At 47.5% G+C, this 26,909-nt stretch carries 28 protein-coding genes and 4 pseudogenes; 22 read left to right on the top strand and 10 right to left on the bottom strand.

The window, feature by feature from the left end:
- Nucleotides 1-276 precede the first annotated feature (276 nt).
- From QUE23_RS05705 to ffh, 3 genes are read left to right on the top strand one after another with little or no spacing between them, the layout of a single operon-like run.
- A complete protein-coding gene (locus tag QUE23_RS05705; protein WP_434801976.1) occupies nucleotides 277-2,541 on the top strand; it encodes a valine--tRNA ligase in 2,265 nt (754 codons plus the stop codon).
- A gap of 11 nt (nucleotides 2,542-2,552) precedes the next feature.
- Nucleotides 2,553-2,870 (top strand): hypothetical protein, encoded by a 318-nt coding sequence (locus tag QUE23_RS10200; protein WP_434801975.1) that lies wholly within the window; start codon nucleotides 2,553-2,555, stop codon nucleotides 2,868-2,870.
- Nucleotides 2,871-2,872: 2 nt separating this feature from the next.
- The gene (ffh, locus tag QUE23_RS05700) at nucleotides 2,873-4,204 is read left to right on the top strand and encodes a signal recognition particle protein (protein ID WP_286348129.1); all 1,332 of its coding nucleotides are present in this window, start codon (nucleotides 2,873-2,875) and stop codon (nucleotides 4,202-4,204) included.
- A 42-nt stretch (nucleotides 4,205-4,246) separates the two neighbouring features.
- Here ffh and QUE23_RS05695 read toward each other — a convergent pair whose 3' ends face one another.
- The gene (locus tag QUE23_RS05695; protein WP_286348128.1) at nucleotides 4,247-4,696 is read right to left on the bottom strand and encodes a hypothetical protein; all 450 of its coding nucleotides are present in this window, start codon (nucleotides 4,694-4,696) and stop codon (nucleotides 4,247-4,249) included.
- A gap of 84 nt (nucleotides 4,697-4,780) precedes the next feature.
- On the opposite strand from QUE23_RS05695, the gene QUE23_RS05690 reads away from it, so the two are divergent.
- The 3 genes from QUE23_RS05690 to QUE23_RS05680 are packed head-to-tail and all read left to right on the top strand — an operon-like array spanning nucleotide 4,781 to nucleotide 7,672.
- Nucleotides 4,781-5,920, top strand: coding sequence for a pyridoxal-phosphate-dependent aminotransferase family protein (locus tag QUE23_RS05690; protein WP_286348127.1), 1,140 nt, complete (start codon nucleotides 4,781-4,783; stop codon nucleotides 5,918-5,920).
- Entirely contained in the window at nucleotides 5,920-6,384 is a 465-nt protein-coding gene (locus QUE23_RS05685) for a phosphoribosyltransferase (RefSeq protein WP_286348126.1), read from the top strand. Before QUE23_RS05690 ends, QUE23_RS05685 begins: the two co-directional genes overlap by 1 nt.
- Before the next feature lie 52 nt (nucleotides 6,385-6,436).
- Nucleotides 6,437-7,672: a MiaB/RimO family radical SAM methylthiotransferase gene (locus QUE23_RS05680; RefSeq protein ID WP_286349424.1), complete on the top strand. Its 1,236-nt coding sequence runs from the start codon at nucleotides 6,437-6,439 to the stop codon at nucleotides 7,670-7,672.
- Here QUE23_RS05680 and QUE23_RS05675 read toward each other — a convergent pair.
- Genes QUE23_RS05675 through QUE23_RS05645 form a run of 7 tightly spaced genes read right to left on the bottom strand, consistent with a single transcriptional unit; the run spans nucleotide 7,669 to nucleotide 14,285 of the window.
- Nucleotides 7,669-8,952: a glycosyltransferase family 4 protein gene (locus tag QUE23_RS05675; RefSeq protein ID WP_286348125.1), complete on the bottom strand. Its 1,284-nt coding sequence runs from the start codon at nucleotides 8,950-8,952 to the stop codon at nucleotides 7,669-7,671. The two genes, QUE23_RS05680 and QUE23_RS05675, sit on opposite strands and share 4 nt — an antisense overlap.
- On the bottom strand, nucleotides 8,952-9,407 hold the full coding sequence (bcp, locus tag QUE23_RS05670) for a thioredoxin-dependent thiol peroxidase (RefSeq protein ID WP_286348124.1): 456 nt from the start codon (nucleotides 9,405-9,407) through the stop codon (nucleotides 8,952-8,954). The genes QUE23_RS05675 and bcp overlap by 1 nt, the downstream gene beginning before the upstream one ends.
- Before the next feature lie 9 nt (nucleotides 9,408-9,416).
- Complete coding sequence (locus QUE23_RS05665; protein ID WP_286348123.1) at nucleotides 9,417-10,058, bottom strand: LutC/YkgG family protein; 642 nt, start codon at nucleotides 10,056-10,058, stop codon at nucleotides 9,417-9,419.
- Complete coding sequence (locus QUE23_RS05660) at nucleotides 10,051-11,502, bottom strand: LutB/LldF family L-lactate oxidation iron-sulfur protein (RefSeq protein WP_286348122.1); 1,452 nt, start codon at nucleotides 11,500-11,502, stop codon at nucleotides 10,051-10,053. Before QUE23_RS05660 ends, QUE23_RS05665 begins: the two co-directional genes overlap by 8 nt.
- 1 nt (nucleotide 11,503) lies before the next feature.
- On the bottom strand, nucleotides 11,504-12,235 hold the full coding sequence (locus tag QUE23_RS05655) for a (Fe-S)-binding protein (RefSeq protein WP_286348121.1): 732 nt from the start codon (nucleotides 12,233-12,235) through the stop codon (nucleotides 11,504-11,506).
- A gap of 44 nt (nucleotides 12,236-12,279) precedes the next feature.
- Nucleotides 12,280-13,410, bottom strand: a complete 1,131-nt coding sequence (locus QUE23_RS05650; protein WP_286348120.1) for a DNA type IV secretion system protein ComB10 — start codon at nucleotides 13,408-13,410, stop codon at nucleotides 12,280-12,282.
- Nucleotides 13,407-14,285 carry a TrbG/VirB9 family P-type conjugative transfer protein gene (locus QUE23_RS05645; protein WP_286348119.1) on the bottom strand — a complete coding sequence of 293 codons (879 nt, stop codon included), beginning with the start codon at nucleotides 14,283-14,285 and terminating at the stop codon, nucleotides 13,407-13,409. Before QUE23_RS05645 ends, QUE23_RS05650 begins: the two co-directional genes overlap by 4 nt.
- 124 nt (nucleotides 14,286-14,409) lie before the next feature.
- Here QUE23_RS05645 and QUE23_RS05640 point away from each other — a divergent pair, with 124 nt between their 5' ends.
- The 15 genes and pseudogenes from QUE23_RS05640 (at nucleotide 14,410) to QUE23_RS05565 (ending at nucleotide 24,865) form a co-directional block, all read left to right on the top strand.
- Nucleotides 14,410-15,453: a flagellar basal body P-ring protein FlgI gene (locus QUE23_RS05640; protein WP_286348118.1), complete on the top strand. Its 1,044-nt coding sequence runs from the start codon at nucleotides 14,410-14,412 to the stop codon at nucleotides 15,451-15,453.
- Nucleotides 15,450-15,770 (top strand): hypothetical protein, encoded by a 321-nt coding sequence (locus tag QUE23_RS05635; protein WP_286348117.1) that lies wholly within the window; start codon nucleotides 15,450-15,452, stop codon nucleotides 15,768-15,770. The genes QUE23_RS05640 and QUE23_RS05635 overlap by 4 nt, the downstream gene beginning before the upstream one ends.
- On the top strand, nucleotides 15,767-16,783 hold the full coding sequence (locus QUE23_RS05630) for a sensor histidine kinase (RefSeq protein WP_286348116.1): 1,017 nt from the start codon (nucleotides 15,767-15,769) through the stop codon (nucleotides 16,781-16,783). Before QUE23_RS05635 ends, QUE23_RS05630 begins: the two co-directional genes overlap by 4 nt.
- Nucleotides 16,784-16,917: 134 nt before the next feature.
- Entirely contained in the window at nucleotides 16,918-18,804 is a 1,887-nt protein-coding gene (metG, locus tag QUE23_RS05625) for a methionine--tRNA ligase (protein ID WP_286348115.1), read from the top strand.
- Nucleotides 18,804-19,247: a hypothetical protein gene (locus tag QUE23_RS05620; protein ID WP_286348114.1), complete on the top strand. Its 444-nt coding sequence runs from the start codon at nucleotides 18,804-18,806 to the stop codon at nucleotides 19,245-19,247. The genes metG and QUE23_RS05620 overlap by 1 nt, the downstream gene beginning before the upstream one ends.
- Nucleotides 19,248-19,306: 59 nt before the next feature.
- Nucleotides 19,307-19,759, top strand: a complete 453-nt coding sequence (locus QUE23_RS05615) for a hypothetical protein (RefSeq protein WP_286348113.1) — start codon at nucleotides 19,307-19,309, stop codon at nucleotides 19,757-19,759.
- A 22-nt stretch (nucleotides 19,760-19,781) separates the two neighbouring features.
- Complete coding sequence (gene cmoB, locus QUE23_RS05610; RefSeq protein WP_434802011.1) at nucleotides 19,782-20,552, top strand: tRNA 5-methoxyuridine(34)/uridine 5-oxyacetic acid(34) synthase CmoB; 771 nt, start codon at nucleotides 19,782-19,784, stop codon at nucleotides 20,550-20,552.
- A gap of 10 nt (nucleotides 20,553-20,562) precedes the next feature.
- Nucleotides 20,563-20,982 carry a PaaI family thioesterase gene (locus QUE23_RS05605; protein ID WP_286348111.1) on the top strand — a complete coding sequence of 140 codons (420 nt, stop codon included), beginning with the start codon at nucleotides 20,563-20,565 and terminating at the stop codon, nucleotides 20,980-20,982.
- The gene (locus QUE23_RS05600; RefSeq protein WP_286348110.1) at nucleotides 20,979-22,109 is read left to right on the top strand and encodes a glycosyltransferase; all 1,131 of its coding nucleotides are present in this window, start codon (nucleotides 20,979-20,981) and stop codon (nucleotides 22,107-22,109) included. The genes QUE23_RS05605 and QUE23_RS05600 overlap by 4 nt, the downstream gene beginning before the upstream one ends.
- Nucleotides 22,110-22,183: 74 nt before the next feature.
- Nucleotides 22,184-22,992: pseudogene (locus tag QUE23_RS05595) on the top strand (3'-5' exonuclease).
- Nucleotides 22,985-23,359, top strand: coding sequence for a hypothetical protein (locus QUE23_RS05585; protein ID WP_286348107.1), 375 nt, complete (start codon nucleotides 22,985-22,987; stop codon nucleotides 23,357-23,359). Before QUE23_RS05595 ends, QUE23_RS05585 begins: the two are co-directional and overlap by 8 nt.
- Nucleotides 23,360-23,533: 174 nt before the next feature.
- Nucleotides 23,534-23,701 carry a hypothetical protein gene (locus tag QUE23_RS05580; RefSeq protein WP_286348106.1) on the top strand — a complete coding sequence of 56 codons (168 nt, stop codon included), beginning with the start codon at nucleotides 23,534-23,536 and terminating at the stop codon, nucleotides 23,699-23,701.
- A complete protein-coding gene (locus QUE23_RS05575; protein WP_286348105.1) occupies nucleotides 23,689-23,946 on the top strand; it encodes a hypothetical protein in 258 nt (85 codons plus the stop codon). Before QUE23_RS05580 ends, QUE23_RS05575 begins: the two co-directional genes overlap by 13 nt.
- Before the next feature lie 14 nt (nucleotides 23,947-23,960).
- Nucleotides 23,961-24,224: a hypothetical protein gene (locus QUE23_RS05570; RefSeq protein WP_286348104.1), complete on the top strand. Its 264-nt coding sequence runs from the start codon at nucleotides 23,961-23,963 to the stop codon at nucleotides 24,222-24,224.
- 401 nt (nucleotides 24,225-24,625) lie between these two features.
- Entirely contained in the window at nucleotides 24,626-24,865 is a 240-nt protein-coding gene (locus QUE23_RS05565) for an aldehyde dehydrogenase family protein (protein ID WP_286348103.1), read from the top strand.
- 47 nt (nucleotides 24,866-24,912) lie between these two features.
- On the opposite strand, the pseudogene QUE23_RS05560 reads toward QUE23_RS05565, so the two are convergent.
- Together QUE23_RS05560 and QUE23_RS05555 are read right to left on the bottom strand one after the other, a co-directional pair.
- Nucleotides 24,913-25,896: pseudogene (locus QUE23_RS05560) on the bottom strand (RNA-guided endonuclease InsQ/TnpB family protein); the annotation flags it as partial.
- Nucleotides 25,871-26,413, bottom strand: a pseudogene (locus QUE23_RS05555) (IS607 family transposase); the annotation flags it as partial. The pseudogenes QUE23_RS05555 and QUE23_RS05560, both read right to left, overlap by 26 nt.
- Here QUE23_RS05555 and QUE23_RS05550 point away from each other — a divergent pair.
- A pseudogene (locus tag QUE23_RS05550) lies at nucleotides 26,406-26,891 on the top strand (carboxyl transferase domain-containing protein); the annotation flags it as partial. The pseudogenes QUE23_RS05555 and QUE23_RS05550 sit on opposite strands and share 8 nt — an antisense overlap.
- Nucleotides 26,892-26,909: the final 18 nt, after the last annotated feature.

Raw genomic sequence — 26,909 nt, 5'->3', positions numbered from 1 at the left:
TGTGTCAGCACCACTTTTAAGAAGTCCTTGTGTAAAGCCTTAAATTTATCCATGCCAAGCTAGAGGCAATTTAGAGCATAAGGGGCAATAGGCGGTTTCTAAACACACCCCCCACAAAACCCCTTATGTGGTGTAAACTCTGCTTTAACGCCACACCATACAAAGCCACATTGTGAAAATATAGGGCCGCCCTTTTGCGCTGACTACGCCCCCGCTCTCTTGCCCTTTTTAAGCCACTTCAAGCTAAAATAAAGCCAAAAACTCCCAAGGATTTTCATGGACTTCCCCCCCTTTGAGCACGCTTTAGAAAAGCATTATTACAAGATTTGGCAGAGTCGGGGACATTTTGAGGTGAGTGAGGACAGAGCTAAACCCCCTTTTTCTATCATGATGCCCCCGCCCAATGTTACGGGGCGCTTGCACATGGGGCATGCACTCACTTTGAGCTTGCAAGATATTTTGGTACGTTTTAAGCGCATGGATGGCTACCGTGTGCTTTATCAGCCCGGGCTAGATCACGCCGGGATCGCCACACAAAATGTCGTGGAAAAGCAACTTCTCGCACAAGGGGTGAAAAAGGAGCAGATAGGGCGAGAGGCATTTGTTAAAAAAGTGTGGGAGTGGAAGGAGGCTTGTGGGGGGCAGATTTTAGAGCAAATGCAAGAGCTGGGGGTGTCTTGTGCGTGGAGTCGCTTGCGTTTTAGCATGGATGCTGGTTTAGAAAAGGCGGTAAAAATCGCCTTTAAAGCGTGGTTTGATCAAGGGCTTATTGTGCAAGACACCTACATGATCAACTGGTGTTGCAAGGACGGGGCACTGGCCGACATTGAAGTGGAGTACAAGGAAGAGCTAGGCAAGCTGTATTATTTACGCTACCCCTTAGAAAAAGGCGGGGAGGTGGTGGTGGCGACCACCCGCCCCGAAACCTTCTTTGGCGATGTGGCGTTAATGGTGCACCCTGAAGACGCACGCTACCAGCATTTAATCGGGCAAAACGCCTTATTGCCCTTAACGCACCGCCCTATCCCCATCATCGCCGATGACTATGTGGATCCTGGCTTTGGGAGTGGGTGCGTGAAGGTTACCCCCGCGCATGACCCTAATGACTATGGCGTGGGGCAAAGGCACAAGCTCACGCCTTTAGTGGTTTTTAACGCAAAGGGGGTTTTAAACGCCCATGCGGGAGACTTTGCGGGGTTAGACCGCCTAGAGGCACGCCCTAAAATTGTAGAGGCTTTAAAAGAGGGGGGCTACATTCAAGAAGTGCAAGAGCACCCCCACCAAGTGGGCGTGTGCTACCGCTGTGCGAGTCCCATTGAGCCCTACATCTCCAAGCAATGGTTTGTCAAGCAAGAGGTGGCACAAGGCTCCATAGAAAAAATGGCGCAAGGTTTAGCACAATTTTACCCCCCCCATTGGCGCAATAACTACAATGCATGGATGCAAGAGTTGCGCCCGTGGTGCATCAGTCGGCAACTTTGGTGGGGACATCAAATCCCCGTTTTCACGTGCGCTCACAAACACCAATTCGTGCCCCTAGAAACCCCCACGCACTGCCCCACTTGTGGCGACACACACCTAGAGCAAGACCCCGATGTGCTGGACACTTGGTTTAGCTCGGGGCTGTGGGCGTTTAGCACGCTGGGCTTTGGGCAAGAGGGCTTGGAGGGCTTTGAGGGCGTGAAGTTTAGTGCTGAGGATTTAAAGGACTTTTATCCTAATAGCGTGCTGGTTACGGGCTTTGACATTCTGTTTTTTTGGGTGGCACGCATGCTTTTAAGCGGGGAGAGTTTGCTAGGCACTTTGCCCTTTAAGCACATTTACCTACACGCTTTGGTGCGCGATGAAAAGGGCGAAAAAATGAGTAAATCTAAGGGCAATGTGATCGATCCCTTAGAGCTTATTAAAACCTATGGGAGCGACTCGGTGCGTTTTGCGCTGGCGATGTTGTGCGTGCAGGGGCGGGATTTATGCCTAAACCCCAAAGTCCTAGAGCAAGCCAAGCACTTTAGCCACAAACTCTACAACGCCGCCCTTTTCTTAAGCGCACAGACAGCGCAAAAAACCACAGGCTTTAGCACGAGCTTAGGGGCTTATGCCAAATCCCGCCTAAACGCCACGACTAAAGAAGTCCGCCATGCCCTAGAGCTTTACCGCTTCAACGATGCGGCCACCACGCTTTATCGCTTCTTTTGGGGGGAGTTTTGCGACTGGGTGCTGGAGTTTTCTAAGGCCTACAAAAACAGCCAAGAAGCCCCCCTAGTCTTTGGCGAGCTTGCCTCTGTGTTTCAAGGGGGTTTAAAACTCTTGCACCCCTTCATGCCCTTTATCAGCGAGTATTTGCACCAAAGCCTAGGTAAAAGCGCGCTAGAAAACAGCCCGTCTATCATGTTAAGCCCCTACCCCAAAGACACCACGCAAAACGCCACATTAGAAGCGCGCTTTAATCTAATGAAAGAGAGCATCACGGCTTTAAGGCGGCTTAAAATCTTGCTAAACGCCCCCTTGAATCCGCCACCATTGAAAGCCCCACCCCCCTAGAGGTGGAGGATTTGCAATGCATCTCTAAACTTAGCAAAATCCCTAACATTTCCACAACGCAAAGCAAACCGCCTAAAGCCATTAGCGATCGAGGGGAGCTGGGCGTGGTGCATGTCAGCTTAGAGGGGGTGGATGTGAGCGGACTTGTCCATCGTTTAAAGGCGCAATTAGAGAAGCTCAAAAAAGAGCAAGCGAAGTTGAATTTAGACAATCCGCAATTTTTGGCTAAAGCCCCCAAAGCTTTGCTAGAGAGCTTGCAAGAGCGCAACAAGACCTTATTAGAGAAACAAGCCCAAGTGCAAAAAGAACTTTTAATGCTAGAAGGATAAACATGTTTGACACCCTAACCCAATCTTTTAAAAACGCTTTAGGCAAAATCCGTTTTCAAGACGATTTAAAAGCCCTTGAAAAAGCCCTAGATGAGCTGAAAAAGGCGTTATTGCGTAATGATGTGCACCACAAGGTCGCCAAAGAATTAGTCAAAAACATCGAGGCAAAGACCAAGGCGAAGGGGATCGGCAAACAGCAATTCTTAGACGCTTTGCAAGAGAGTTTGTTAGAGATTTTAAGCGTGCCGGGGGCGGCTAGTGGTTTTGTCTATGCCCCCACCCCGCCCACGATTGTGTTGATGTGTGGCTTGCAAGGGGGGGGCAAGACCACCACTTGCGCCAAGCTGGCAAACTATTTAAAAACCCGCAATAAAAAGGTGTTGTTGGTGGCGTGCGATTTGGAGAGGTTAGCCGCCATCGAGCAATTACAAGTCTTGGGGGCACAAATCGGGGTAGAAGTCTTTCACAAAGCGGGGAGTGTGCTAGACATTGCCAAGGGGGCATTAGAGCGTGCCAAAGAGGGGCAGTTTGATGTGGTGCTTGTGGATAGTGCAGGGCGTTTGGCGATCGACAAGCCCTTGATGGACGAGCTTAAAGCCCTAAAAAATCTCTTAAATCCTTTGGAAACCTTTTATGTGGCAGACGCACTAAGCGGGCAGGACGGGGTGCGCTCGGCGCAGACCTTCCACACCGAGATAGGCATTAGCGGCGTGGTGTTAAGCAAGTTTGACAGCGACAGCAAGGGGGGCGTGGCGTTAGGCATCGCCCACCAGCTACAAATCCCCTTGCGCTTCATCGGGCATGGGGAGAAAATCCCCGATTTAGATATTTTCGTGCCCGAGAGAATTGCCAACCGCCTCATGGGAGCGGGCGACATTGTGAGCTTGGTGGAGAAAACCAGCAGCGTGATTGACCCCAAAGAGGCGAAAAACATTTCTAAAAAGCTCAAAAAGGGGCAATTTGGCTTCACCGACTTTTTAGAGCAATTAGAAAAAGTCAAAAAGCTAGGCTCGATCAGCTCTTTGGTGTCGATGATCCCCGGACTTAGTGGGGTGGCTGGCGCGCTTAAGGGCACAGACTTAGAAAACTCGGCAGAGATCAAAAAAATCAAGGCGATGGTCGCCTCCATGACCGCCAAAGAGAGGGACAATCCCGCCTTGCTTAATGGTAGCCGTAAAAAGCGCATCGCGCTAGGCTCTGGGCTAGAAGTGGCGGAGATCAACCGGATTTTAAAGAGATTCGATCAAGCCAGTCAGCTAGCTAAAAAATTAAGCTCTAAGGGCGGGGTGGCGCATTTGTTGCAGATGTTGCAACAAAACCAGCCCCCTCGATGATTTAAGTTGACACCCTAGCTTGAGGGGGCTAAACTTAGGAGATCATTCATCGATTAAGGTGGTGATTTTGCGCTCTAGTTGTGCCATGGTTTGGATTTGGTCCACGATTTCGTGTAGGAGAGGGATTAGAGGGGCTAGATGGGGGACTTGCAGGGCTTCTTTTAAAATGGCGTTGTAGCCTTCAAACAAGCCTTCTAAGTAGTCAAACAAAGCCGAGTCTTTGCTGTAGTAGTCTTGTAAGACTTGGTAAAGGATGGTGCTTTCTTTGAGTAAATCGCGTTCTTGATCGGTTTCTGTAGTGTGATCTTTGTGGCTTTGAGCGTGGGTGATGGTGTGGTTGAGTTGGTCGTTAAAGAGCGCAATGTCTTCGCGCACACTCACTTGGTAAATCGCCATTTCACGCACAGCGTCATCGACCGTTTGCAAGGAAAACTCCGCCAAAAGAGGGGAGGTAAAAAGGGTACAAAGCGCCAAAGACAAGCACAAACGCATACAAATCCTTTAGAGCATTATACACAAAAACCCATGGGTTTTATGTTATACTGGTGTTTTACACTTGATCGCTAAAGAGGACGCTTGAAACCCGCGCAGACCTTGTTATTCACCCCCGGGCCCACACCCATCCACCCGAGCATTAGCAATACTCTAAGCCAGCCCATCCCCCACCACCGCACGCCGGAATTTGAGGCGATCTTTGGCTCTGCAAGGCAACAACTTAAAGAGATGGTCGGGCTAGCTGAGGTTTTAACTTTAGTCAGCAGCGGCACGGGAGCAATGGAGGCAGCCCTTTTACAATTTGTACCCCTATCCAGCGAGCAACCCGCTTTATTGGTGCTGAATAATGGTAAATTTGGCGAACGCTTTGGCAAAATTGCTAGGGCGCATGGCCTTAGTGTTGTGGAGCTTAAGAGCGCGTGGGACACCCCCATTAGCCCCGATCAAGTGCTAAAAGCCCTGCAGGCAGACCCAAGTATCCAAGCGATCGCCTTGCAAGTGTGCGACTCTTCGGGGGGACTAAGACTAGATTTTGAAGGCATTACAAAAGCTGCCAAACAACACAATCCTAAGATTGTTACCATCATTGATGCGATCACCGCTTTGGGAGTCGAGCCTTTAGACACCACGCATGTCGATGTGTTGATCGGGGGCAGCCAAAAGGCATTCATGTTGCCCGTAGGGCTTAGTTTTTTAGGACTGAGCGATTTTGCCCTCTCAAAGTTAGAGGACAAGGGCTATTACTTTAATTTAAAGCTAGAATTAAAAAACCAACAAAAGAACACCACGGCTTTTACAGCGGGTATCTCGCATATTTTGGGTTTGCAAACTTACTTTACGCTACTGCAAGACTTGGGCGGATTTGACGCACTTTATCGTGCCACTAAAAAAAGAGCCGCAAGCACGAATATAGCCCTTGAGGCATTGGGGCTTAAAATCTACCCCAAAGCCCCGGCTCTGTGTATGTCTGTGATCTACCACGAGCGGGCTAAAGACATTAGAAAGCACCTAAATACGAAATATGGCGTGCTTGTGGCAGGCGGGCAGGACGACTTAAAAGACCATTTGCTGCGCATCAACCACATGGGGATCATTGAGGTTTATCAAAGTGCATGGGTGCTGAGTGCCCTAGAGCAAAGCTTGGTGGATTTAGGGCTAAAAGCTCAATTTGAGGGCGTGGCGATCAAGGCGTTCATGCAACACCACTACAAGGAGATTTAATGCGGCTTTACTACGGCTACAACGAGTTTAGACAAGATGTCGTGGGCTTAGCCAAAATGGTTGAAGCGGACTTTAAGCCCCAAGCGATCGTGTCAATTTTAAGGGGCGGGATGACTTTAGCCCACTTTTTGGGGCTTTACTGGGACACTAAAGAGGTCTATGCGATCAACGCCAGCTCTTATAGCACAGATCGCAAACAAGGCGAGCTTATTATAGACAATGTCCCCAAACTCAAACCGACCCATCAAGAAATTTTAGTGGTCGATGAGATTGTGGATAGTGGTAGAAGCTTTTTAGGCGTGATGCAGGTGTTAAAAGAGCAATACCCCCAAAAGCGTTTTAAAAGTGCGGTGCTGTTCGCCCACAAGAGCGCCCATTTTCAGGCGGATTACACCCTCAAAGAGGCGACTTCGTGGATCGACTTCTTTTGGGAGGTGGATACACAGGGAGATCACATTGCCTAAATTACATTTGATCTCTTTGGGGTGCTCCAAAAATTTAGTCGATAGCGAGGTGATGCTAGGCAAACTCGCCCACTACGAGCTCACCAGCGATCTAAGCAGTGCCGATGCCATCATTGTCAACACTTGCGGATTTATAAAGTCCGCCAAAGAAGAGAGCATTCGAGTCTTGCTAGAAGCCATTGAGGGGCGTAAAAAGGGGGCTGTGGTCGTGGCAAGTGGGTGCTTAAGCCAGCGCTATAAAGAGGAGCTAGCCAAAGAATTGCCCGAAATCGACATTTTCACGGGCGTGGGCGATTACGACCAAATAGACACGCTCTTAGCTAAAAAGCAAAGCCAATTTTCTAAACAAGTCTTTTTAGCCAGCCAACATGCCCGCACCATCATCGGCTCATCTGTGCATGCCTATGTCAAATTGTCCGAGGGCTGTAACCAACATTGCAGTTTCTGTGCGATCCCTAGCTTTAAAGGACGCTTGCAAAGCAAGCGTATAGAGGATATTTTAAAGGAAGTGCAGGACCTAGCCAAGAGGAGCTACACAGACATCAGTTTCATCGCCCAAGACTCCAGCTCTTACTTGCAAGATCAAGGCAATAAAGAGGGGCTGGTGCAACTCATTAAAGCGATCGACAAACAAGGGGCGATCAAAAGTGCCAGGATTTTTTATCTCTACCCCACCAGCACCACACACCAGCTCATCGAGGCGATCGCCAGCTCGCCCATTTTTGCCAATTACTTTGACATGCCCATCCAGCACATCACAGACTCCATGCTCAAAACCATGCGCCGCAACTCCACAAAATCCAAGCATTTAGAGCTCTTAAAAGCCATGCGTGCCGTGCCGGGCAGCTTTCTACGCTCTACTTTGCTCTTAGGCCACCCCCACGAGCAAGAGAGCGACATCAACGAGCTGGAGGCGTTTTTACAAGAGTTTAGATTCGATCGCTTAAATCTCTTTGCCTTCAGTGCTGAAGAGGGCACAAAGGCTTATGGCATGCCCCAAATTGCGAGCAAACTTGTCAATGAACGGCTCGATCGCATCAACGCTTTAGTGCAAGAGCAGGTGCAAACTTCCATGCAAAACTTAGTCGGGCAGACCTTAGAGGTGATTGTGGAGGGGGCTAGCGAGGATCATCTCTTTTTGCGTGCGCGTGATCGGCGCTGGGGCTTGGAAATTGATGGGGAGATTCTCATCAATGAAAGTATGCTAGAGCACACCCCCCCGGGACACTACACCGCCCTTTGCCACACCTATGAAGAGGGGGTACTTCTAGGTAGGATTGTGGCTTAAAACGCCAAGAGTTTCTTGATAATTTCCTCATAGGTCAAGTTTTGGATTTGTTGGTGCAAGGTGGTGGAGGTGTGGTGGTAATGTTTGGAATCGTTTAATAGGGCGTTGATTTTGGTCGTCATTTGCACACTATCTTGCACCACCAGCTCAGGCGCAAGCTCTAGGGCGTTGCCTACGGGGGTGCAAATAAAGGGGGTGGCAAATTGCATGCTTTCTAAAAGTACCATAGGAAAGGATTCGTAACTTGCCGTGCTGGCGTGCAAAAATAAGGTGGCGTGTTTGGCAAGTTTCAACACCTCATCCCGCCCAATGCCATAAAAAAAGAACACTTCTTTAAAGCCATGCACCCCGTCCTCATGGGTCTTAAGGGCTTTTAAGCGATCGAGGGTGTGCCCGCTGTTGAGAGAACCTACAAAAACTAAGGGCATTTGCGCGTGGCTGGCGTAATACGCCTTAAGCACCATCTCTTGCCCTTTTTCAGCATAGTAATTAGACACATTTAAGATGAAAGGGTTTTGGCAAAGTTGCTCTAAAAGTGCGTGGGGGCTTAGTTGATGTGGGTCTAGGCGGCTTTCTGTGGGGGGGGGGGGGGGGGGTAGGAATTTGGGCGGACAAATGTCCTTAGCAAAGACACCATTGGGCAAAATGTCTAAATTTAAGTCCACTTCTTGGCTTAAGTATTGGTAAAAGCTGCTGTTTTTATGCAAGAAAAGGATTTTATCGTATTGCCTTAATTGCATTTTAAGGGTCTCTAGGGGGTCTAGGGGGTGTTTGATGCCCCTTGACTTGTGGTAGATTGTTTTAAGAAGTTGGGTCAGTTTAGATTGTGGGGGTTTTTTGGCGGGTTTTTTGGCAATGTTTGGCATTTCTGTGTGGTTTCTTAAAAACTTCTTCTCTGCCTTGCAGGTGGCTAAGTGGGGCAACAGCACATCGCAATTCCAAGTAAAAAAGGAAGAATTGACAAGCAAATCGCAAGCAAAATTCTTGGCAAAATCGAGGTAAGCCTCTAGCTCCCCTTGCCAATCTTGGCCATCGTGAAAGATATGAAACTCTAAAACCCATAAATTAGGTGCAATTTCTAATGCCCTGCGTCCTTGCACCTCGCAAAGTTTCCCCTCTCTTTGGATGCCCATAGCAATGCCCGCATGGTTAAAAACATCGCTTGTGGCGACATACACCCTATGTCCCGCCTGTGCGAGTGCTTGACTCAAACCATAGTCGGCGGTGGCGGTGCCGGTTTGCAAGGGGTGGTATTGCTCAGTGGCATAAAGAATCACCATTACAATAATCCTAGCACTTTCTTAGCATGATCTTTGGCGCGGACATTGTAAAGGGCATGGGCGATTTTGCCCTCTTGGTTAATGACAAAAGTGGAGCGAATCAGCCCCACGCTCACCTTACCATACAAATTTTTCTCGCCATAAGCCCCGTAAGCTTTTGCCACTTCGTGGTTAGGGTCGCTGAGTAATTCAATGCCCAAACTTTCACTCTCTATAAAATGGCAATGGCTTTTGGCATCGTCCGCGCTCACGCCTAAAATCACCGCTCCCTTCGCCCCAAACTCTGCTTTTAACTTGGTGAAATCTTGCGCCTCAAGGGTGCACCCCGGGGTGTTGTCCTTGGGGTAAAAGTAAAGCACCACAACCTTGCCTAAAAAGTCTTTAAGGCTAACACTCTGCCCTGTGGCATTGCTTAAAGTGAAGGCGGGAGCTGGGCTCCCTTTTTCTAAACGCATGTTTGCTCCTTAGTATAAGATGACATGGGTTGCCATAGGTCCGTGCACGCCAAAGACGGTTTTTAGCTCAATGTCGGCGGTGCGGCTAGGCCCGCCGATGAAGAGCATATTTGTGGGCAAACGCCCTTCCCCGGCGTTTTTAAGAGCCTCTAGCCCCTGCGCCAAATTTTGCACGATTTTAGATTGATCCAACAAAATCACGCATTTAAGGGTGATGAGAGAAGTCAAACGCGGGGCAAACTTAGAAGACACCACGCCCACAATACCTAAGTTTGCCACGCCACAAGTCGCCTCTAAAATCGCCGTGTCGATGTTAAACAACTCCTCTTTAAACGCCTCTACGGGCTTATCGTAGGGGATTTTTTGGTAAAGATTTTGGGGGTCTAGTTCCTCTAAAGAGCAGGGTAAATTCGTGGCGCACAAGAGTTTTTGGGTTTCAAAACCTTTTAAAGCCTCTTGGATCGCCCCGAGCAAGTCCTCTTTAGCGCACTCTGTGAGTTGGGAGCGGTTGAGCTCTTGTAGGTGCTTGTATTGTTCGATCAAATCCGCTTTCGCGTCTGTGATCATATTTCTATAGGGTAGATTTTCATGGCTAATAGCGTGCCGTTTTAGGGCATTTTGGATGCGTTCAATGACCACTTGCTTACTCATAAATCACCCCCGGTAAATTTTTAATTTTAGCGTGCAAACTGCCCTGCACTTTTGGCATTTCGCGATAACGCAACCACTTTTGCAACACCGGCGTGTAATGCCCAAAAAGCTTGCCTAAGGGGGCAAAAGTCCCACTCAGTGCCATAACAGCCCGCCATAGCGTGCCATTGCTCGCAATCTTGGCAAACGCCTTCATGCCTAGCTCTTCTAATTTGCTGTGCTTGGTGTCTTTATAGCCCCGCACCACACCCCGCCCCTCGTGGCTCTTTTCAGCGCGCAAATCTCTAATGAGTTCGGGCAAAGGGATTTTGACCGGGCACACCTCCCCGCACCGCCCACAAAGGCTGCACAAATTGGCGATGTGGGCGTAATTGTCTAGCCCAAAAAGCTGGGGAGTGATGACAACCCCGATGGGTCCGGGGTAGGTCGCTAAGTAAGCGTGTCCGCCAATTTTGTCATACACGGGGCAGTGGTTCAAACAAGTCCCACAGCGGATGCAGCTTAGGGCTCTGTAATATTTTTCATCCGCTAGGATATTGCTGCGGTTGTGATCGAGTAAAATGATGTGCGCCTCTTTGGGCCCGTCTAGCTCGCCCTCTTGACGGGGTCCTGTGATGATGTTTTGGTAGCAGGTGATTTGCACGCCCACGGCACTAGGGCAAAGCAAGTTGTTTAAGATCGAAGCATCTTCAAAGCTTTCGACCATTTTTTCAATCCCACAAATGGCGACATGGATATCGCAGGCCGTGGTGCACATGCGCCCATTGCCCTCGTTCTCTACAAGCCAAATCGCCCCCTCATTGGCGATGGCAAAATTCACCCCCGAAATCCCCATTTTAAAGCCCTCAAACTCGCCTCGCATGTGCTTTCTAGCGATGCCATTGAGCTTTTCAGGTTCGCTCTCTAGGGGTGCGCCTAGCTTTTCTTGGAAAATCTTACCCACTTGGTGGCGGTTTTTGTGGATGGCAGGCACCACGATATGTACGGGGTGTTCGTCAATCAGCTGGATGATGAGCTCGCCCAAATCCGTTTCTTTAGCGACAATCCCCTTTTCCTTCATATACCGGTTGAGCTCGATTTCCTCGCTGGCCATGGACTTGCCCTTTAAAATGCGCTCAACGCCCCGCTCTTTGGCTAGGTTGTAGATGATCTCATTGGCATCTTTTGCCGTGCTGGCATAATGCACCACAAAGCCATTTTTTGTGGCGTTTTCCTCAAAGCGTTGGACATAGGTGTCTAGTTGGGCTAAGACTTTTAATTTTGCATTTTGCCCCATGGTGCGTAATTGCTCCCACTCTGGGTAACGATCTTCTAATAGGTCTTTGCGCTTGTGGATTAAAGTGTCCATCGCTGAGCGCAAGTTGGTGCGTAATTGCGCATCGTTTAACTTCTCGCCGATGACTTGTTCGTAATCGTGGTCGCTGTGTGTGGTGGTGTGTGTCATGTCAAACTCCTAATCCCACTCTTTGGGCTAAAAAGTCGTAAAAGTGCATGGATTTAGTCTTGCTTCTCATCTTTGCCATCGCTCCGCTGATGTTGAGCAAACAACCCGCATCGGCGGATAAAATGTATTCTACATTACGGCTTTCAATGTCGTGGATTTTCTCTTGCACCATGGCGTTAGAAATCTCGGGTTCTTTGACCGCAAAAGTCCCCCCAAACCCACAACACTCCTCCTCCCTTTGCAAAGGCACCAGCTCGACATTAGACAGCTGGGCGATGATTTTCTTCGCGCTTTCAATCACCTTTGACACCCTTAAAGCGTGGCAATTAGAATGCCAAGTAACTTTAATGGGTGCGCCTAGGTCGGTGTAGCGCACCTCTAGTTTTTTATCCAAAAACTCAGCCAGCTCAAAGACCCTAAGAGAGAAGTTTTTCACCTCCTCGTATTCCTTATGCCCCTCAAACAGCTCTAAATAATCGTGCGCCATCATCCCCACGCAAGAACCGCTAGGCACAACCACGGGATAATCCTCCTTGAATAGGCGGACATTGTGGAGCACAACCTCACGGGTTTGATCGTAGTAGCCGGAGTTGTAGCTAGGCTGCCCGCAACAGGTTTGATCTTTTTTGAAGATGACCTCCACTCCCTCCCTTTGCAAAAGTTTAATGCAATTTAGTGCCGTTTGGCTAAACACCGCCCCCCCCAGACAAGTGGCAAAAAAATAGACTTTCATAGGTAACCTTCTAGTTAAAATCAAAACTTCGCATTATAACGCATTTAATGCAATGCTTGGTGTGTGAAAAACTTTGCCATAACTTCGCCCTCTGTGGGCGTGGGGAAAAAGATGTCTAAATTCGGCGAGATAAACACCCTAGAGCCCTCCCTAATGATGATAATAGGCTTTAAGTTGCTCTTGTCTTTTAAGATTTGGGCGATGATTTGGTTTAAGCCCAAGCCCGTTTGGCGGGTGAGTTGCATGAGTAAAAAATCACCAAAGAGATTGTTCTTGCCCGTTTTGTTGGCAAGGGCAGAGGTCAAGCCGATCAAAAGCCCGTTAGAGAGAGTCGACACGAGCAAGGGCATGCCATAGCGTTGGAAGTTGTGTGTGATCATTTGCCCCACGAGTCCGCTATAACCCTTGACATCTGCCCCTTTGGCGTTGGTGAGTGTGATGTTCACGCCCTGTGGGGTGATGATGCGACTCCACACAATGTCTAGGCGGTATTCCCCGATTTTATTGTTATTGCTGTAATAGCCGATGACTTTTGAGCCTTTGGGGATTAAAATCGCCCGCCCCATGTTGGCGAAAATGTCGCTCTCCACTTGCGCCACAACCTTGCCGGCAAGCTGGGAGCTAATGGGCGTTACTAAAAAAGCGGGGATCATCTTATCGGCGGTGATGGTGCGTAGTAGGCGGTTTTCATGCGTGGCTAGATCGTGGTTTTTTACATTTTCAAAGTGGCTCGCCCCGTAGTCGATCTCCTCCTCTTGGGGTTCTTCAAAGCCCTGTATACGCCCGTTTAAAGCGTCTTCCATGTCTAGCTCCTCTTGGGTGGGTTCAGCAGGCTCGGGTTCTATTTCTTGCTCTTGGGGCGGTTCTATTTCTTGCTTTGGCTCTGTGTCTTTAGGCGGTGGTGGAGGGGATTTTTTGGCTTGCTCTAACTGTGCCTTTAGGCTGGCGATTTCTTTAGCGTTTTCTTGCAAGAGCTTTTGCAAATGAGTTAGATCGGAGTTTTCTTTGGATGGGGGTGGGGTTTTGGGGGTAAAAAGGTAGTCGGCTAGGGGGTAGTTGGTGTCTTGCAACTCTAAGATTTCTTGCTTTTTGGGGCGGTGCAAAATTAAAGAAGTGGTAAAAACCACAGCCATAGCACCCCCAAAAATCAAGGCTTTTTTGACAAAGGGTTTCATTGGGTTTTGCTAACTTTACGCACACAGGCGTGGATTTTACCCTCTCTTAGCGTCCACTTGCGTGAAATATCTTCGGCAATTAAATAATCCCCCACAATACGGGTGTTGATGGGGTTGTCGTAGCCATCGACCACTTTGTAAGCCACAGGGAATTTTACGCCCGATCTTTGGCTGTCAAACTTAAAGTAAGTGAAATGCTTGTCGTTAAAAATATCTAGGGGTTTGATTTGCGCCTTAAAAGCGACTTTGCATAACCACAGACAAAACCACGCCCGCCTTTTGCCCCCAAGCACCCGATAACCCCGTTGCATTTGGCTTTTATCCACTAACAGCACATTGCCCCCCGTGCCGATTTTCAAAAATCGCGTAGGCGTGGTGGGGGTTTGGAGTTTGTTTTCAAGCGTGACTAAAGGCTGGTTTAACGCCCCCTTGTCTTTAAAAAAGTGCTGACTGGAGACATAGACATTTAAAATCGGGTTTTTGGGGCTGGTGAAAGTCGTGGAGAAAATGTAAAAGGCGTAAATCTTGCCGCTCGTCCCAATCACATTTAAATTTGAATCGATGCCCACTTCTAGGGGCTTGATTAAGAGCACATTGCGCCCTAGGGTTTTGGTGCTAAAACCCACGCTATCGCCCAGCACCACTTCAGCGATCGGCTCGCTAAAAACGAGGGTCGTAACCATGGCGTAGCGCAAACGAAGTTTAGGCATTTGCCCGAGTTTATAGTCAATGAAAAGCGTGTTGTCTAAGTCGCCATGCTCTTTGGTAAAAAAGCTGTTTTGGATGGCGTGTAGGTCTTGGATCGTGTGCTCTTGTGGGGACTCTTGGGAGTCTTCATTTTCTATAACTTGAGCCAAACACAGGCAAGGGAGCATCACACACAGCAAAAACCTAAGAAATCCACACATAGGGGGCATTATAACAGAGGAAAACTGCGCCCTTTATACCAAGACCTAGGGGCTAGGATTTTTTAAAAGATATTTGGGTAAAATCTAAACTATGTTTAAAAGATGCGCTTGGCTTTTGTGCTTGTTTGGGGCGTTAAACACTTCCTTGCACGCCGAAAAGATTGAAGATGTGGCGAGTATCGTGGGTGTGCGCGACAACCAGCTGATCGGCTATGGCTTGGTGATTGGGCTTAATGGCACGGGGGACAAATCGGGCTCGAAATTCACCATGCAATCCATTGCCAACATGCTAGAGAGTGTCAATGTTAAGGTGTCGCCCGAGGACATTAAGTCTAAAAATGTCGCGGCCGTGATGATCACCGCCACTTTACCTTCTTTTGCAAGACAGGGCGATAAGATCGATGTGCAAATCTCCTCAATCGGGGATGCCAAATCCATAGATCATGGGGTGTTGGTGATGACCCCCTTAACGGCGATCGATGGCAATATCTACGCCATCGCGCAGGGGAGCGTGAGTTTAGGCAATTCTAAAAACCTGCTCTCAGGTACGATCGTCAATGGAGCGACCATTGAAAGAGAAGTCGTCTATGATTTGGCACATAAAAATGCCATGACTTTGAGCCTAAAACGCCCCGATTTTAAAAACGCCGTGAAAATCCAAGAAGCCCTAAACAAAGCCTTTAAAGAACCCGTAGCTCTAGCTATTGATCCTAAAACAATCAAGCTAAAAAAGCCCGAAAAACTCACCATGGTCGAGTTTTTGGCTTTAATCCAGGAAGTCAATATTGACTACAGCAACCAAAATAAAATCATCATTGACGAGAAGTCGGGCACGGTGGTGGCGGGCGTGGATATTGAGGTGCACCCGGTGGTTGTAACAAGTGGGGACATCACGATTAAAATCACCCCCGAGCCTTTAGAGCCTAAAAAGGGCAAGGCGAAAAAGGACATCACCAAGATAGACCCCAACACAAACTTAGACACCAAAGAGAACATTTTAAGCACCCCGAAGGCCACGATCGCCAGCGTGGTGAAGGCATTGCAAAAAATCGGGGTGGGGGCTAAGAGCATTGTATCTATCCTCGAGGCCATGAAAAAAAGCGGCGCGATCAGCGCAGATATGGAGGTCATATGATCAAGAACAATTTAGACATTTACAACCAATACCTAGCCAATAAACTGGATGCAAACAAGCTCAAACACACCAAGGGGGGCAAGCTAGAAGACCAACAGCTCAAAGCCCAAACCGATGCCTTTGAGTCCTTACTTTTAAAGTTTATGTTAGACACTGCCTTGAAGCTAGACAACCCGCTTTATCCTAAACAAGCGGGCAGTGAGATTTACCAATCCATGTATAAAGAGTCGCTGTCTAATGAGCTCAGCGGGCATTTTGGCTACAGCGAATTGCTGTTTAACTTCTTAAAAGACCAAGAGGCGCAGAAAAAAGGGTGAGTGCTCTTGTGGATCAAAACATCTTAGACAATATCGGGGGGCAAGATCGGCAAGAACTCTTGAGGTTACTGAATGAATTTATTCTGCAAAGCTATAAAGTTGAAAAAGAGTTTAAAGACTACAAGGCTTTATACGAGTGGGTGATTGAGATTTTGCCCCAAGCCATTTGGGTGATCAACGAGAACAAAAGTTTTTTTTACAAGAACAGCAAGGCGATCGAAAGCCAAGAAGTCTTTGAAAAGGCCAAGGCTTTAGGTTTTAACACCGAGATCGAGCACGAGGGCAAGAACTACCTTTTCCAAAACAATAAAATCCAAGGCAAGGAAATCATCACCGCCACGGACATCACCAAACAAAAACGCCAAGAACGCCTAGTGTCTATGGGGAAAATCTCCGCCCACTTAGCACACGAGATTAGAAACCCCGTGGGCTCTATCTCGCTTTTAACTTCGGTGCTCCTTAAAAAAGTAGACGACAAAACCAAGCCCATTGTCTTTGAGTTGCAACGCTCTTTATGGCGGGTGGAGCGCATCATCAAAGCGACCCTTTTATTCTCTAAGGGCGTGCATGCCAATAAAGTCCCCCAAAGTTTGGGCCTACTAGAAGACGAAATTAAAGAGGCGTTGAATCAATACAGCTACACCAAAGACATTAGCCTCAAAACCGCCATCGCCCCCATCAGCGCGTCTTACGATTTGAGCCTACTTTCTATCGCCCTGCAAAACTTCTTATACAACGCCATAGATGCGATCGAAGAGGGGGCGTGCGAAGAGGGGCATGTGGAAGTGACCGCTTTTGAAGAAAACGAGTGGGTGGTGTTTCACATTAAAGACGATGGCAAGGAAGTGCTGGATAAAGATTTGCTCTTTGAGCCCTTTGAGACTACGAAATTAAAGGGCAATGGGCTGGGGCTCGCCCTGTCCTTGCAGGTCGTGCAAGCGCATGGGGGTAAGATCACGCTCTTAGACGGCGCAGAAAAGACCTTTGAAATCCGCATTTTAAAAGACCTATAACATGCCTAGTTTATGCTTTTGTGCTATGATAGAGGCTTTAGTTTTTGCCTTTTGTCATAAAATAAGAGGCTAGAGTTTTAGGGGGTGGGTTTTGTTTTAATAAGGTGGAGAACACCGCTATTTGAAGGTTTTTTATGCAGAAAATGTTGATCACAACCCCGATTTATTATGTCAATGACAGCCCCCATTTAGGGCATGCCTACACGACCTTCATTGCCGACATGCTCAAAAAACACTACAGCCTGCAAGGCAAAGAGGTGTTTTTTCTCACAGGCACAGACGAGCACGGGCAAAAAATCGCCCTAAGTGCCGCTAAGCACGGCTTGAGTCCTTTGGAGTACGCCACTAAAATTAGCCAAGTGTTTAGGGCTGAGTGGGATTTTCTTAAGATTGACTATAACCACTTTGTCCGTACCACCGACAAGGCGCACGAGCAAGCCGTGCAACACGCCTTTGACTTTATGCTGCAAAAGGGCGACATTTACAAAGGAGTTTATGAGGGGGATTATTGCGTGAGTTGTGAGAGTTTTGCCACAAACAGCCAAACTTGCCCGGATTGCCACCGTCCTACCACCAAAGTTGCCGAAGAGAGCTATTTTTTTAGATTGAGCTCTTATCAAGACAAGCTGCTAGAGTTTTACGAGAAGCACCCCCACGCCATTTTACCCTTATCTCGGCGCAATGAAGTTACAAGCTTCATTAAACAAGGTTTGTATGATTTGTCTATCACCCGTACAAGTTTTGAGTGGGGCATTCCTTTGCCAAAGCATTTAAACGAGCCCAAGCATGTCGTGTATGTGTGGCTAGATGCGCTCTTAAACTATGTGAGTAGCCTAGGCTATGGGGCAGACAACGCCAAAATGGACTATTTTAACCACGCTCTACACATTGTGGGTAAGGATATTTTGCGCTTCCATGCCATTTATTGGGTCGCCTTTTTAATGAGCCTAGAGTTGCCCTTGTTTAAACAGCTTTGTGTGCATGGATGGTGGACCATTGAGGGCGTGAAAATGAGTAAGAGCATCGGCAATGTGCTCAACGCCAAAGAGCTAGCCCAAAGCTATGGGACTGAGGCTCTGCGCTATTTTCTCTTAAGAGAAGCCCCCCTAGGCCAAGATGGGGACTTTAGCGTCCAAGCCCTGATCCGCCGTTTCAACGCCGATTTAAGCAACACTTTAGGTAATTTAATCCAAAGGCTGGCAGGACTACTTAAGCCCTTTAATGGCAAGCTTGAGAGCAGCCACATCCTGGAGCATTACGCTCCCCTTTATGCCACATGGCAGGCGCAATTAGAGAGTCTAGAGCCCTATTTGCACGGCTTGCAGTTACACCGCTATTTAGAAGAATTGTGGCGGGTGTTTGAGAACTGCAACGCCACCATTGCCAAAGAACAGCCATGGGTAATGGCTAAGAGCGCGCCCACAAAGGCCATGGCACTCTTAGCCCTTGTGGCGACCTTTTTAGCTAAGAGCGTGTTTTATCTCTACCCCGTGCTGCCTGAAAGCACCGCCAAACTAGCCAAGTGGCTAGGTGTGGATCTAACCCCTGAAAACTTTAAGGCATGCATGCAGAAAGATTATCTGCTCCCCGCTTTAAAGCTTGCCCCCATAGAGGCACTTTATCCTAGATTGGACGAAGTCCAATCCATCCCTAAATTTAAAGAAGCCCCAAGCCAAGCCCCGCAAGAGGTGCAAGACAATTTCATTAAATTTGAAGACTTTGCCAGGCTAGATATAAGGGTCGGCACCGTCCTTAAAGCTGAAAGGGTGCCTAAGAGCGATAAACTCTTGTGTCTACAAATAGACTTTGGGGGTCAAGTGCGCCAAATCTTATCGGGCATTGCCAAGCACTATAACCCCGAGGATTTAGAGGGCAAGCAGGTGTGCGCCCTGCTGAATCTACCCCCCCACAAAATGCTGGGGTTAGTGAGTGAGGGCATGGTGCTTAGCGCAAGCGATGTGGGGGGGCTAAAACTCATCAGCCCCCTTGAGGCCGTAGAAAATGGGGCGAAAATCGGCTAGTGGATGTCTGTGAAGTTGTGGCGGTTACAAAGGGGGTTTTAAAGACTGAACCTTTTGTGCGTACCTTCACCCACGCCACAGACAAATTAAATCGGGTGAAAAAGGGGAGCTTGTTCGCTGCCTTCAACCCGGCGTGCATTGAAGAGGCGGTGAAACTGGGGGCTTACGGGGTGTTGTTTGAGAAACACGCCCACATTAGTGACCCTGAGATTGCGTGGATTTGCGTAGAAAACCTGCAAGAGGCGGTGTTTAAACTCTTGTATTACAAGTTTTTAGACGCGCCCATCGCCCTTTATCAACTCTCTAGCCTAGAGATGGAAATCTTTAACAAACTCGCCAAAGCTCCCGGCGTGTGTACCTTTGAGGGGGATTTTTTAGAATTGCTAGATTTGGACTTAAGGGGCATACACACCCTGCTTTTGACCCAAATCCCCCCAAATTAGACACAAACGAAATTGCCAACACCCCCCCCTTCACCCTCTTACAAACCCAACTCTTTTCTATGGTGCTGTGCTACAAGGGGCAACGGCATGATTTAAAAATCTCGGGACTTTACGCGACCCAGTTAGCAAGGGTGCTAAATTTATGCGAAAGTTTGGGACTAGAGGTGCATTTAGGCCATTTAGGCACGCTAAATTCTATGCAACCCCACTACACCAATAAACGTCTAGAACCCTGTGCCTATGGGCAAAGTGAACGGGTTTTAATCTACGAAAAAAACGCGGCAGAGTTGCCCTGCATGCTAGACTTTGTCAAAAAAATTGCCCCCTACCACAAGCTAGCCGTTTTTAGTCAAGAATCTTTGGAGTTGGTCCATGTGCGCTATAAAAACTTGCACGACTTGCAAAACTTGCTTTGCACTAAAGATTATTCACTGGGCTTTGTGTTAGGTAATGTGTCCTTACAAGAGCTTTGGCGCAAGCCGCCCTTAAGGAGTTTGTTTGACCCGCTGTGAGGGCACACATAGGGGCGTGCCTATTGACTTGCCCGCTCATCTCTCTTTAGAGCAAGTCTATCACGAGGCTTTAAAGCTCAAGCCGTGGCGCAAAGGGCCCTTTTGTTTCCATCAAGGCGATTGCGGTTTTTGCATTGACAGCGAGTGGCAAAGTTACATGAAATGGGATTTAATCAAGGGCGCGGTGGGTTTAGAAGGGCTCGAGGTTGCCGACATCGGCTGTAACAATGGCTATTACCTTTTTTGCATGCAAGAGCAACAGCCTAAAAGTCTGGTGGGCTTTGACCCTAGCGCGCTTTATGCAAAGCAATTTAAATGGCTAAATTCCTTTTTAAAAACTTCTATCGTCTATGAGAGTCTAGGCGTGGAGGATTTACGCACCTATGCTAAACGCTTTGATGTGTTGTTTTGTTTGGGTGTGCTTTATCACAGAAAAGACCCCCACAGCACCCTTAAAGCCTTGTTTATGGGCTTAAAGCCCAGCGGGGTGTTGGTGCTCGACACTTTGATTTTTGACAGCCCCCTAGAGGTGGCCCTTTGCCCTAGCATCTATGCTAAAATGTCTAATGTTTATTTTATCCCTAGCGTGAAGGCCTTGCAAAACTGGGCTTTTAAAGCGGGCTTTAAAGAGTGCACCCCCCTTGCCTTTAAATCCACAACCACCAAAGAGCAGCGCCAGACCCCTTGGATTGAGGGACTGAGTTTAGAAGCCTTTTTAGACCCGCTAGACCCCACCAAAAGTATAGAGGGCTACCCCGCTCCCCTGCGTGGGTATTTTATCTTACGTAAATGAAAGGAAGAACATGGAAACGCCGATTGAAGAGGGCTTGCTGGTTTGCTCCAAATTAGACCAAACCCTTTGCGCTGATTTGGTGTCCTTTGGGGGCAATAAAGCCACCGTGTGCTTCGCACCTAAAGAGTTCATGCTCTGTGAGGAAGATGTCGTGCACGCGGGTTTTATTGTGAGTGCGGCTAGCTTTGCGGCTTTGTGTGCGCTGAATAAAAAGAATAGCTTAATCTCTTCCATGAAGTTAGGCCTACTCGCCCCCATTGAGCTCAAGCAAGAGGTGTTTTTTAATGCGGTGGTCGCGCATGCCAGCTCCAAGAAGTGTGCCGTGCATGTCGAGGGCGAGTTTATGGAGATCAAAGTCTTTGAGGGGGATTTTGAGATTTTAGTTTTTGAGAAACGCCCTTTTAAGTTTAATTTTAAGGAGGAGCAGTGATCATTGCCTTAGTCGTGGATAGTTTTGAGGACAAGAGCAACGGGACTTCTATGACCTGTTATCGCTTTTACCAAGCCCTAAAAGCAAGGGGGCATGAGGTACGGGTGGTGGCACCCTTTGTGCAAGGGGAGGGCTTTTACGGCCTGCAAGAGCGCTATATCCCCTTTGTTACCGAGATGTCACATAAACAGCACATGATTTTTGGCAAGCCCGATAGAGAAATCCTAGCCCAAGCCTTTGAGGGTGTGGATATTGTGCATGTGTTTTTACCCTTTAAATTAGAAAAAGTCGCCGTTAAGGTGGCTAAAAAACTTAAAATCCCCTATATCGGGGCGTTTCACCTACAGCCCGAGCACATCACCTACAACATGAATTTGCAGAATTTAGGGTGGCTCAATCGCTTGATCTTTTGGTGGTTTAAGCAAAACTATTACAGACACATCCACCATATCCACTGCCCCTCCCCCTTGATTAAAGCTGAGCTGGAAAGGCATGGTTATGGGGGGAAAAAGTATGTCATCTCTAATGGCTTTGACCCTCTTTATACCAAACGCCTCCAAAACACCAAAACAGACGACCTCTACCATATCATCATGATAGGCCGTTACTCCAATGAGAAAAACCAACAAGTGTTGATAGAGGCCGTGCGCTTAAGCCGCCACGCCGCGCAAATCAAGCTCCACTTAAAAGGCATCGGGCCAAACTTAACCAAATTGCAAAAATGCGCCCAGGGGCTCGCCCACCCGGTGGATTTTGGCTTTTTAGAGCCTAAAGACTTGCTCGCCTTGCTCTATCAGTGCGATTTATACATCCACACTGCCGATGTGGAGGGCGAGGCAATCGCTTGTTTGGAGGCAATGAGTTGCGGGGTTGTGCCCATCATTTCAGACAGCAAAATCAGCGCAACTAACCAATTTGCCCTAGACGAACGCTCCCTATTCCAATCTAACGACCCCCAAGACCTGGCGCAAAAAATTGACTACTGGCTAGAACACCCCGATGAGCGCAACAAAGCCGAGAGTGCCTACGCCACAAGCGCGCAAAACTACACCCTAGACGACTCCATCAAACAAGCCATCGCCATGTACGAGGAAGCCATCCACGATTTCAAGGGGATTTACGCTTAAAACTTACACCTTTAAACGCTTGTTTGCCAACTTTTAGTTAAGATAGCCTTTTTACTTTGCCATCAAAGGGATCTATGCGCCTTATTTGTGTTGTAGACATTGAGAGTGTGCCCAATTTGGCTATCATCGCCAAACATTGCCCCGAGTGTGTGGCAGATACCCCCTTGCAAACCTGTGAAAACTTTTTTAAGTGGTGCGAAGAGAAGTATAAAAGCTCTTTTGCGCCCTTGTTTTTCCACCAAATTGTCAGTGTCGCGAGCGTGCTAGCCGAGCCTAGTGGGGCTTTTAAACGTGTGGGCAATTTTGGCAAGGGGCTTTGTGATGAAAAGGCTCTTGTGGCAGATTTTTTAGCGTTTTTTAACAAATACCAACCCCAACTTGTCACCTTCAATGGGCGGGTGTTTGACCTGCCCCTTTTGATGTTAAAAGCCCTAGCCCACAACCTAAACGCCCACGCCTTTTACGCCAAAGGTGATAAATGGGAGAACTACCGCTACCGCTACAGCGAAGAGCATCACACCGACCTATTAGACAGCCTTACGCATTTTAGCCCCACTAGGGGATTGAGTTTGATGGAGTCTGTGCGCTGTGTGGCTTGCCGGGTAAGTTTGATGTAAGCGGGGATCAAGTTTATCAACTTTACTACCAAGACCCGCCCCAAATGGAGCGAATCAACAGCTATTGCCAAAGCGATGTGCTCAACACCTATTGGCTCTACCTAAAATACCTTGTGGCTCAGGGCAGACTTAGCGAAGAGAACTACCTAAGCACCCTGCACGCCTTTAAAAGCAATCTGCCCCAAGAACAGCCCTACACCCCCATTTTTACCACAGCCCTTGAAGTTGAATTAACCCAAGAAATCCAAAAGGAAGACCATGTTTAAAACTCTGCTTGCCTTAAGTCTTGTGAGTGTGCTTAGTGCCTCTAGTTTGCAATTTAAGATCAGTTATAAACCCCGTGGGGGCAAGCTGATCGGCAACATGCTCGATCGCACGATCTTAACAATCATTTCGCTCAACGATGAAAAGGTGTTGATCAAAAAGGTGATCCCCAATCGGGGCGATTCGTGTGCAATCGTGCGTAAAGTGGGCGACAACCTTAAAGAAAAGTTTGACAAAGGCCCTCTCTTCAACCACACCCTCAAATATGGACAAAAAATTGCCTACCGCCTTAAATGCGATCCCTCCCAAATGTTGGAAGTGCAGATCGTAACCGACAAAGGCACTTACGACAAGAAGTTCACGAAGTAAAAGCCATTAATTGATGAATCAAAGGCAAGAGACCCTTGGCTGAAAGCTCTAAGAGTGCCTTTGTTGCTTTAAGCATTTAAAGAAAGAGACTGCACTACAACTAGGGCTTTTGAGCAGGTCAATACGGGAAACAATAGCCATGAAAGAAAACGATTTATTAGGGAACATTAGGACGTGATTCGGGACAATCCTAGCGGTGCGCCCTTGGCAGCAAACCACGATCAAAAGCTTTTGCAATTCTTGCTAGAAACTTCAAGCTTTAAGGAAGAATACCGCACCGATTCTTTGAGGAAGTCTGTAATAGCTTTGTCTTTAAGCAAGACAAGTTCTTGGAATTTTTAGACTTAAAGCTTTTAAATGCAAGTTTCACGGCATTTTCTAACAAAATCGGTTTAGGTTATCAAAACAAAAGATTTTTAAAAAACACTAATCAGGTCGTTTTAAACTTTCCGTTTAAAGGTGGTGTTCTTAAGGGCGCTCAAAGCAAGGACAAGGATAAAAGCACCGAGCTTTTCTTTAACAGCGTCTTAGCCAAGAGTGAGATCGATGTTTTACTAATCCCAAAGGCATTAAAAACTTTAGCTTAGTAGGTGCAAGTGATGTGAGCCTAGAGGACGCACTCACTAAAGAGCCCAATTTACTCATTAAGGGCAATAACTTAATCATCCTCCATACACTCAAAAAGCGCAAGGACATTTATGGCAGAGTGAAAATGATTTACATTGATCTGCCTTACAACACAGGTAATGATAGCTTTGGCTACAACGATCGCTTTAACCACTCTACTTGGCTTACCTTTATAGAACATGGAGACATCAATGCCGCTAAGAATATCTTAAGATTGGGGTTAGAGTCTCTTGGGTAATGCAAAGCCTTTCGAGCTTAAGAAACATGAGTTTCTGCTAGTTAGGAAGCTCCTCCCTTTAGGGAGGGGCGATTCACGAAACCTACGTTAAAGACAGCACACAACTTAATCACGATTTGCAAAATTTGAATTTAATCCTGCCATCTCAAGCCATAAGACTCCTTGGCAATGTGCGTGAGAGCCTAGAAAAGTCTAAGGACAAATTCAACACCACCACCCCCACACCCCCACTAAAGAGTTTTTAAGTGCATCTAGATACAAGGGCTTTTTAGAGCATGCCAACACCCTAGAGAGCCAAGCCAAAGAGTTGCAAAACCTACAAACACGTCAAAAACAGCTGGAAAGTTTTAGCGAGGAGACAAAACCCTAGAAAAAACACCTAGAGGCACTGGGGGTTTGTTGTGCTCACTTGCGCCGCCGTGTGGACGCGCGACATCAACCGGGCTTACCACTTTGGGCGCGCGCTTAAAGCCGGACGGGTGTGGACCAACTGCTACCACCTTTATCCTGCCCATGCGGCCTTTGGGGGCTATAAACAGAGTGGAATCGGACGGGAGGGGCATAAGATGATGTTGGAGCATTACCAGCAAACTAAAAATATCTTGGTGAGCTACAGCCCTAACAAGCTAGGCTTTTTTTAATGCCCTTGCAAGCCACTAAACAAGCCCGTAGTCTATATAGGTATCCGCTGTAAAATCTCCCGCCCATAATACTTCGCCTTATACTCTAAGAGCGTGTTAAAGGCGGAGATGCTGACATCGCTCAAAGCTTTGGCTAGTTTAGAGTTTTTAAGCATATTTTTGACTTTTAAGCTCTCTAGGCAAAGGGTCTTAGCGTGCCGCACTAGGGCGGTGCTGAGTTTGTGTAAAAAGGTGTTACGGGTGTTGGCGATTTTGGTGTGTAGGCGATTCAGCCGCAAGCTGGCTTTAAGATAATTAGCGGATTTTCTAGTCTTATCACCTTTGGTTTTCGGGTGTTGTTTCTTAGAAACTTGCCGACTAAGTCTTTGAAGCCGTCTTGCGAGCCTATTTAGTGGCTTGGGGGCGAAAATCTGTAAGCCATTAGATAGACTAGCAAAAGCCTTTATTCCTGTGTCTACACCTAAAGTGTGGTTACTCTTGATGGGCTTGTGGGTGCGGTGAAACTCCTCTTGTGTGGTGTCGACTTGGATAGATACATAGAATTTATCTCCCTTTTGTGTGATGGTCGCCCCATTAACTTTACCTTTAAAGCGTAGTTTTTCGGTCATTTTGATTTTAGGCAGGTTGGGGATTTTAAGATAGTCTTTTGTGCTGCCTTGAATGATTTTTATTTGGTCGCCCCCGATGTAAAAGCTCCCCTGATATTCTCTTTTGCGTTTAAAGCGGGGGTAACTGACCTTACCCAATTTTAAATCTTTAAAGAACTTTTGAAACGCTAGGTTTAAGTGGTTAAAGGGCTGGGCTGTGGCATATTTGGACACTTCATAGACAAAGGGAAACTTCTCTTTTTTGCAAGCGTTAAATTCTTTCTTTAGGGCAAAGTGGTTAGATTTTATGCCCTTTTCGTAGTTTTCCTTCCACTTGGCTAGTCCCCAATTATAGGCTAATCGAGCACACCCAAAGGCTTTTTTAAAATGGGTTTGAGCTTTATTGTTGGGTTGTAATTCAATCTTGTGGGTCAGTTGTAACATTGTCCTCTACCACCGCCTGCATTTGTTCTAAAAGCTGTTTGTTTTTCTTGGAGCGTGCTCCATAAAGCCTAGCGGAGAATACTGTGATAATTTCCAACACATCTTTAGCTAACTCCTCCTCGAAGCGGATATTCTCATCGCCTTGATTAATGATAATCACTTCCACACCTTTAGCCTCACAGATAGCAAACACCAACTCCGCACCAAAACGCAATAAGCGGTCTTTATGGGTCAAAACAAGCCTTTTTACTTGGCTCTCTAGGATAAGGTCAAGAAGTTTGGTTAAGCCCTTTTTGTAATAATTCATCCCAGAGCCTAAGTCCTGTATCACTTCGTAATTAAAGCCCAGTTTCGAACAATACAGCTCCAAAACCTGCACTTGGCGGATTAAATCCTCTTTTTGGTCGGCACTAGAAACACGGGCATAAGCGATGGTTTTGCGGTTATCATTGTTGAATATGATATTTTTGTTGATATTTTTAAGGCTCTCTAGCTTGTATCTACGCTCACCGCTTCTAATGCTCGTGGACACGGCGGGGGCTTACCCCGGGCTTGGAGCAGAAGAGCGGGGACAGAGCGAGGCGATCGCCAAAAATTTGCAAGAGTTTGCCGCCTTGAAAGTCCCCACTATTTCCATCATCATCGGCGAGGGGGCAGTGGGGGGCGTTAGCCATGCGGTGGCAGATAAGTTGGCCATGCTAGAATATGCGGTTTTTAGCGTGATTTCGCCCGAGGGCTGTGCGGCGATTTTGTGGAACGATCCGAGCAAAATTGAAGTCGCGGTCAAGGCCATGAAAATCACCCCCTTTGATCTCAAAAAGGCCAATTTGATAGACGACATCATTTTAGAGCCTGAAAGGGGCGCGCACCGCGACAAACTCCAAGCCAGCCAATCCATTAAAGACTACTTCTTGCAACAACTTCCCCTCATCCAACAGAGCGCCTTTTTAACCCTACGCTACCAAAAACTCATGTCCTTTGGGGCGTTTGCTTAAAACCCCTAGAGAGGTGAT

It is taken from the genome of Helicobacter felistomachi, assembly GCF_030296895.1.
In the GTDB taxonomy this organism is placed as follows: Bacteria; Campylobacterota; Campylobacteria; order Campylobacterales; family Helicobacteraceae; genus Helicobacter; species Helicobacter felistomachi.
This window is presented reverse-complemented; position numbering and strand designations above follow the sequence as displayed.

Coding starts and splice junctions, on each gene's coding strand:
- QUE23_RS05705 (WP_434801976.1), top strand. CDS start 277: ATGGACTTCCCCCCCTTTGAGCACGCTTTAGAAAAGCATTATTACAAG.
- ffh (WP_286348129.1), top strand. CDS start 2,873: ATGTTTGACACCCTAACCCAATCTTTTAAAAACGCTTTAGGCAAAATC.
- QUE23_RS05695 (WP_286348128.1), bottom strand. CDS start 4,696: ATGCGTTTGTGCTTGTCTTTGGCGCTTTGTACCCTTTTTACCTCCCCT.
- QUE23_RS05685 (WP_286348126.1), top strand. CDS start 5,920: ATGCGGCTTTACTACGGCTACAACGAGTTTAGACAAGATGTCGTGGGC.
- QUE23_RS05680 (WP_286349424.1), top strand. CDS start 6,437: ATGCTAGGCAAACTCGCCCACTACGAGCTCACCAGCGATCTAAGCAGT.
- QUE23_RS05675 (WP_286348125.1), bottom strand. CDS start 8,952: ATGGTGATTCTTTATGCCACTGAGCAATACCACCCCTTGCAAACCGGC.
- bcp (WP_286348124.1), bottom strand. CDS start 9,407: ATGCGTTTAGAAAAAGGGAGCCCAGCTCCCGCCTTCACTTTAAGCAAT.
- QUE23_RS05665 (WP_286348123.1), bottom strand. CDS start 10,058: ATGAGTAAGCAAGTGGTCATTGAACGCATCCAAAATGCCCTAAAACGG.
- QUE23_RS05660 (WP_286348122.1), bottom strand. CDS start 11,502: ATGACACACACCACCACACACAGCGACCACGATTACGAACAAGTCATC.
- QUE23_RS05655 (WP_286348121.1), bottom strand. CDS start 12,235: ATGAAAGTCTATTTTTTTGCCACTTGTCTGGGGGGGGCGGTGTTTAGC.
- QUE23_RS05650 (WP_286348120.1), bottom strand. CDS start 13,410: ATGAAACCCTTTGTCAAAAAAGCCTTGATTTTTGGGGGTGCTATGGCT.
- QUE23_RS05645 (WP_286348119.1), bottom strand. CDS start 14,285: ATGCTCCCTTGCCTGTGTTTGGCTCAAGTTATAGAAAATGAAGACTCC.
- QUE23_RS05640 (WP_286348118.1), top strand. CDS start 14,410: ATGTTTAAAAGATGCGCTTGGCTTTTGTGCTTGTTTGGGGCGTTAAAC.
- QUE23_RS05635 (WP_286348117.1), top strand. CDS start 15,450: ATGATCAAGAACAATTTAGACATTTACAACCAATACCTAGCCAATAAA.
- metG (WP_286348115.1), top strand. CDS start 16,918: ATGCAGAAAATGTTGATCACAACCCCGATTTATTATGTCAATGACAGC.
- QUE23_RS05615 (WP_286348113.1), top strand. CDS start 19,307: ATGGTGCTGTGCTACAAGGGGCAACGGCATGATTTAAAAATCTCGGGA.
- QUE23_RS05605 (WP_286348111.1), top strand. CDS start 20,563: ATGGAAACGCCGATTGAAGAGGGCTTGCTGGTTTGCTCCAAATTAGAC.
- QUE23_RS05585 (WP_286348107.1), top strand. CDS start 22,985: ATGTTTAAAACTCTGCTTGCCTTAAGTCTTGTGAGTGTGCTTAGTGCC.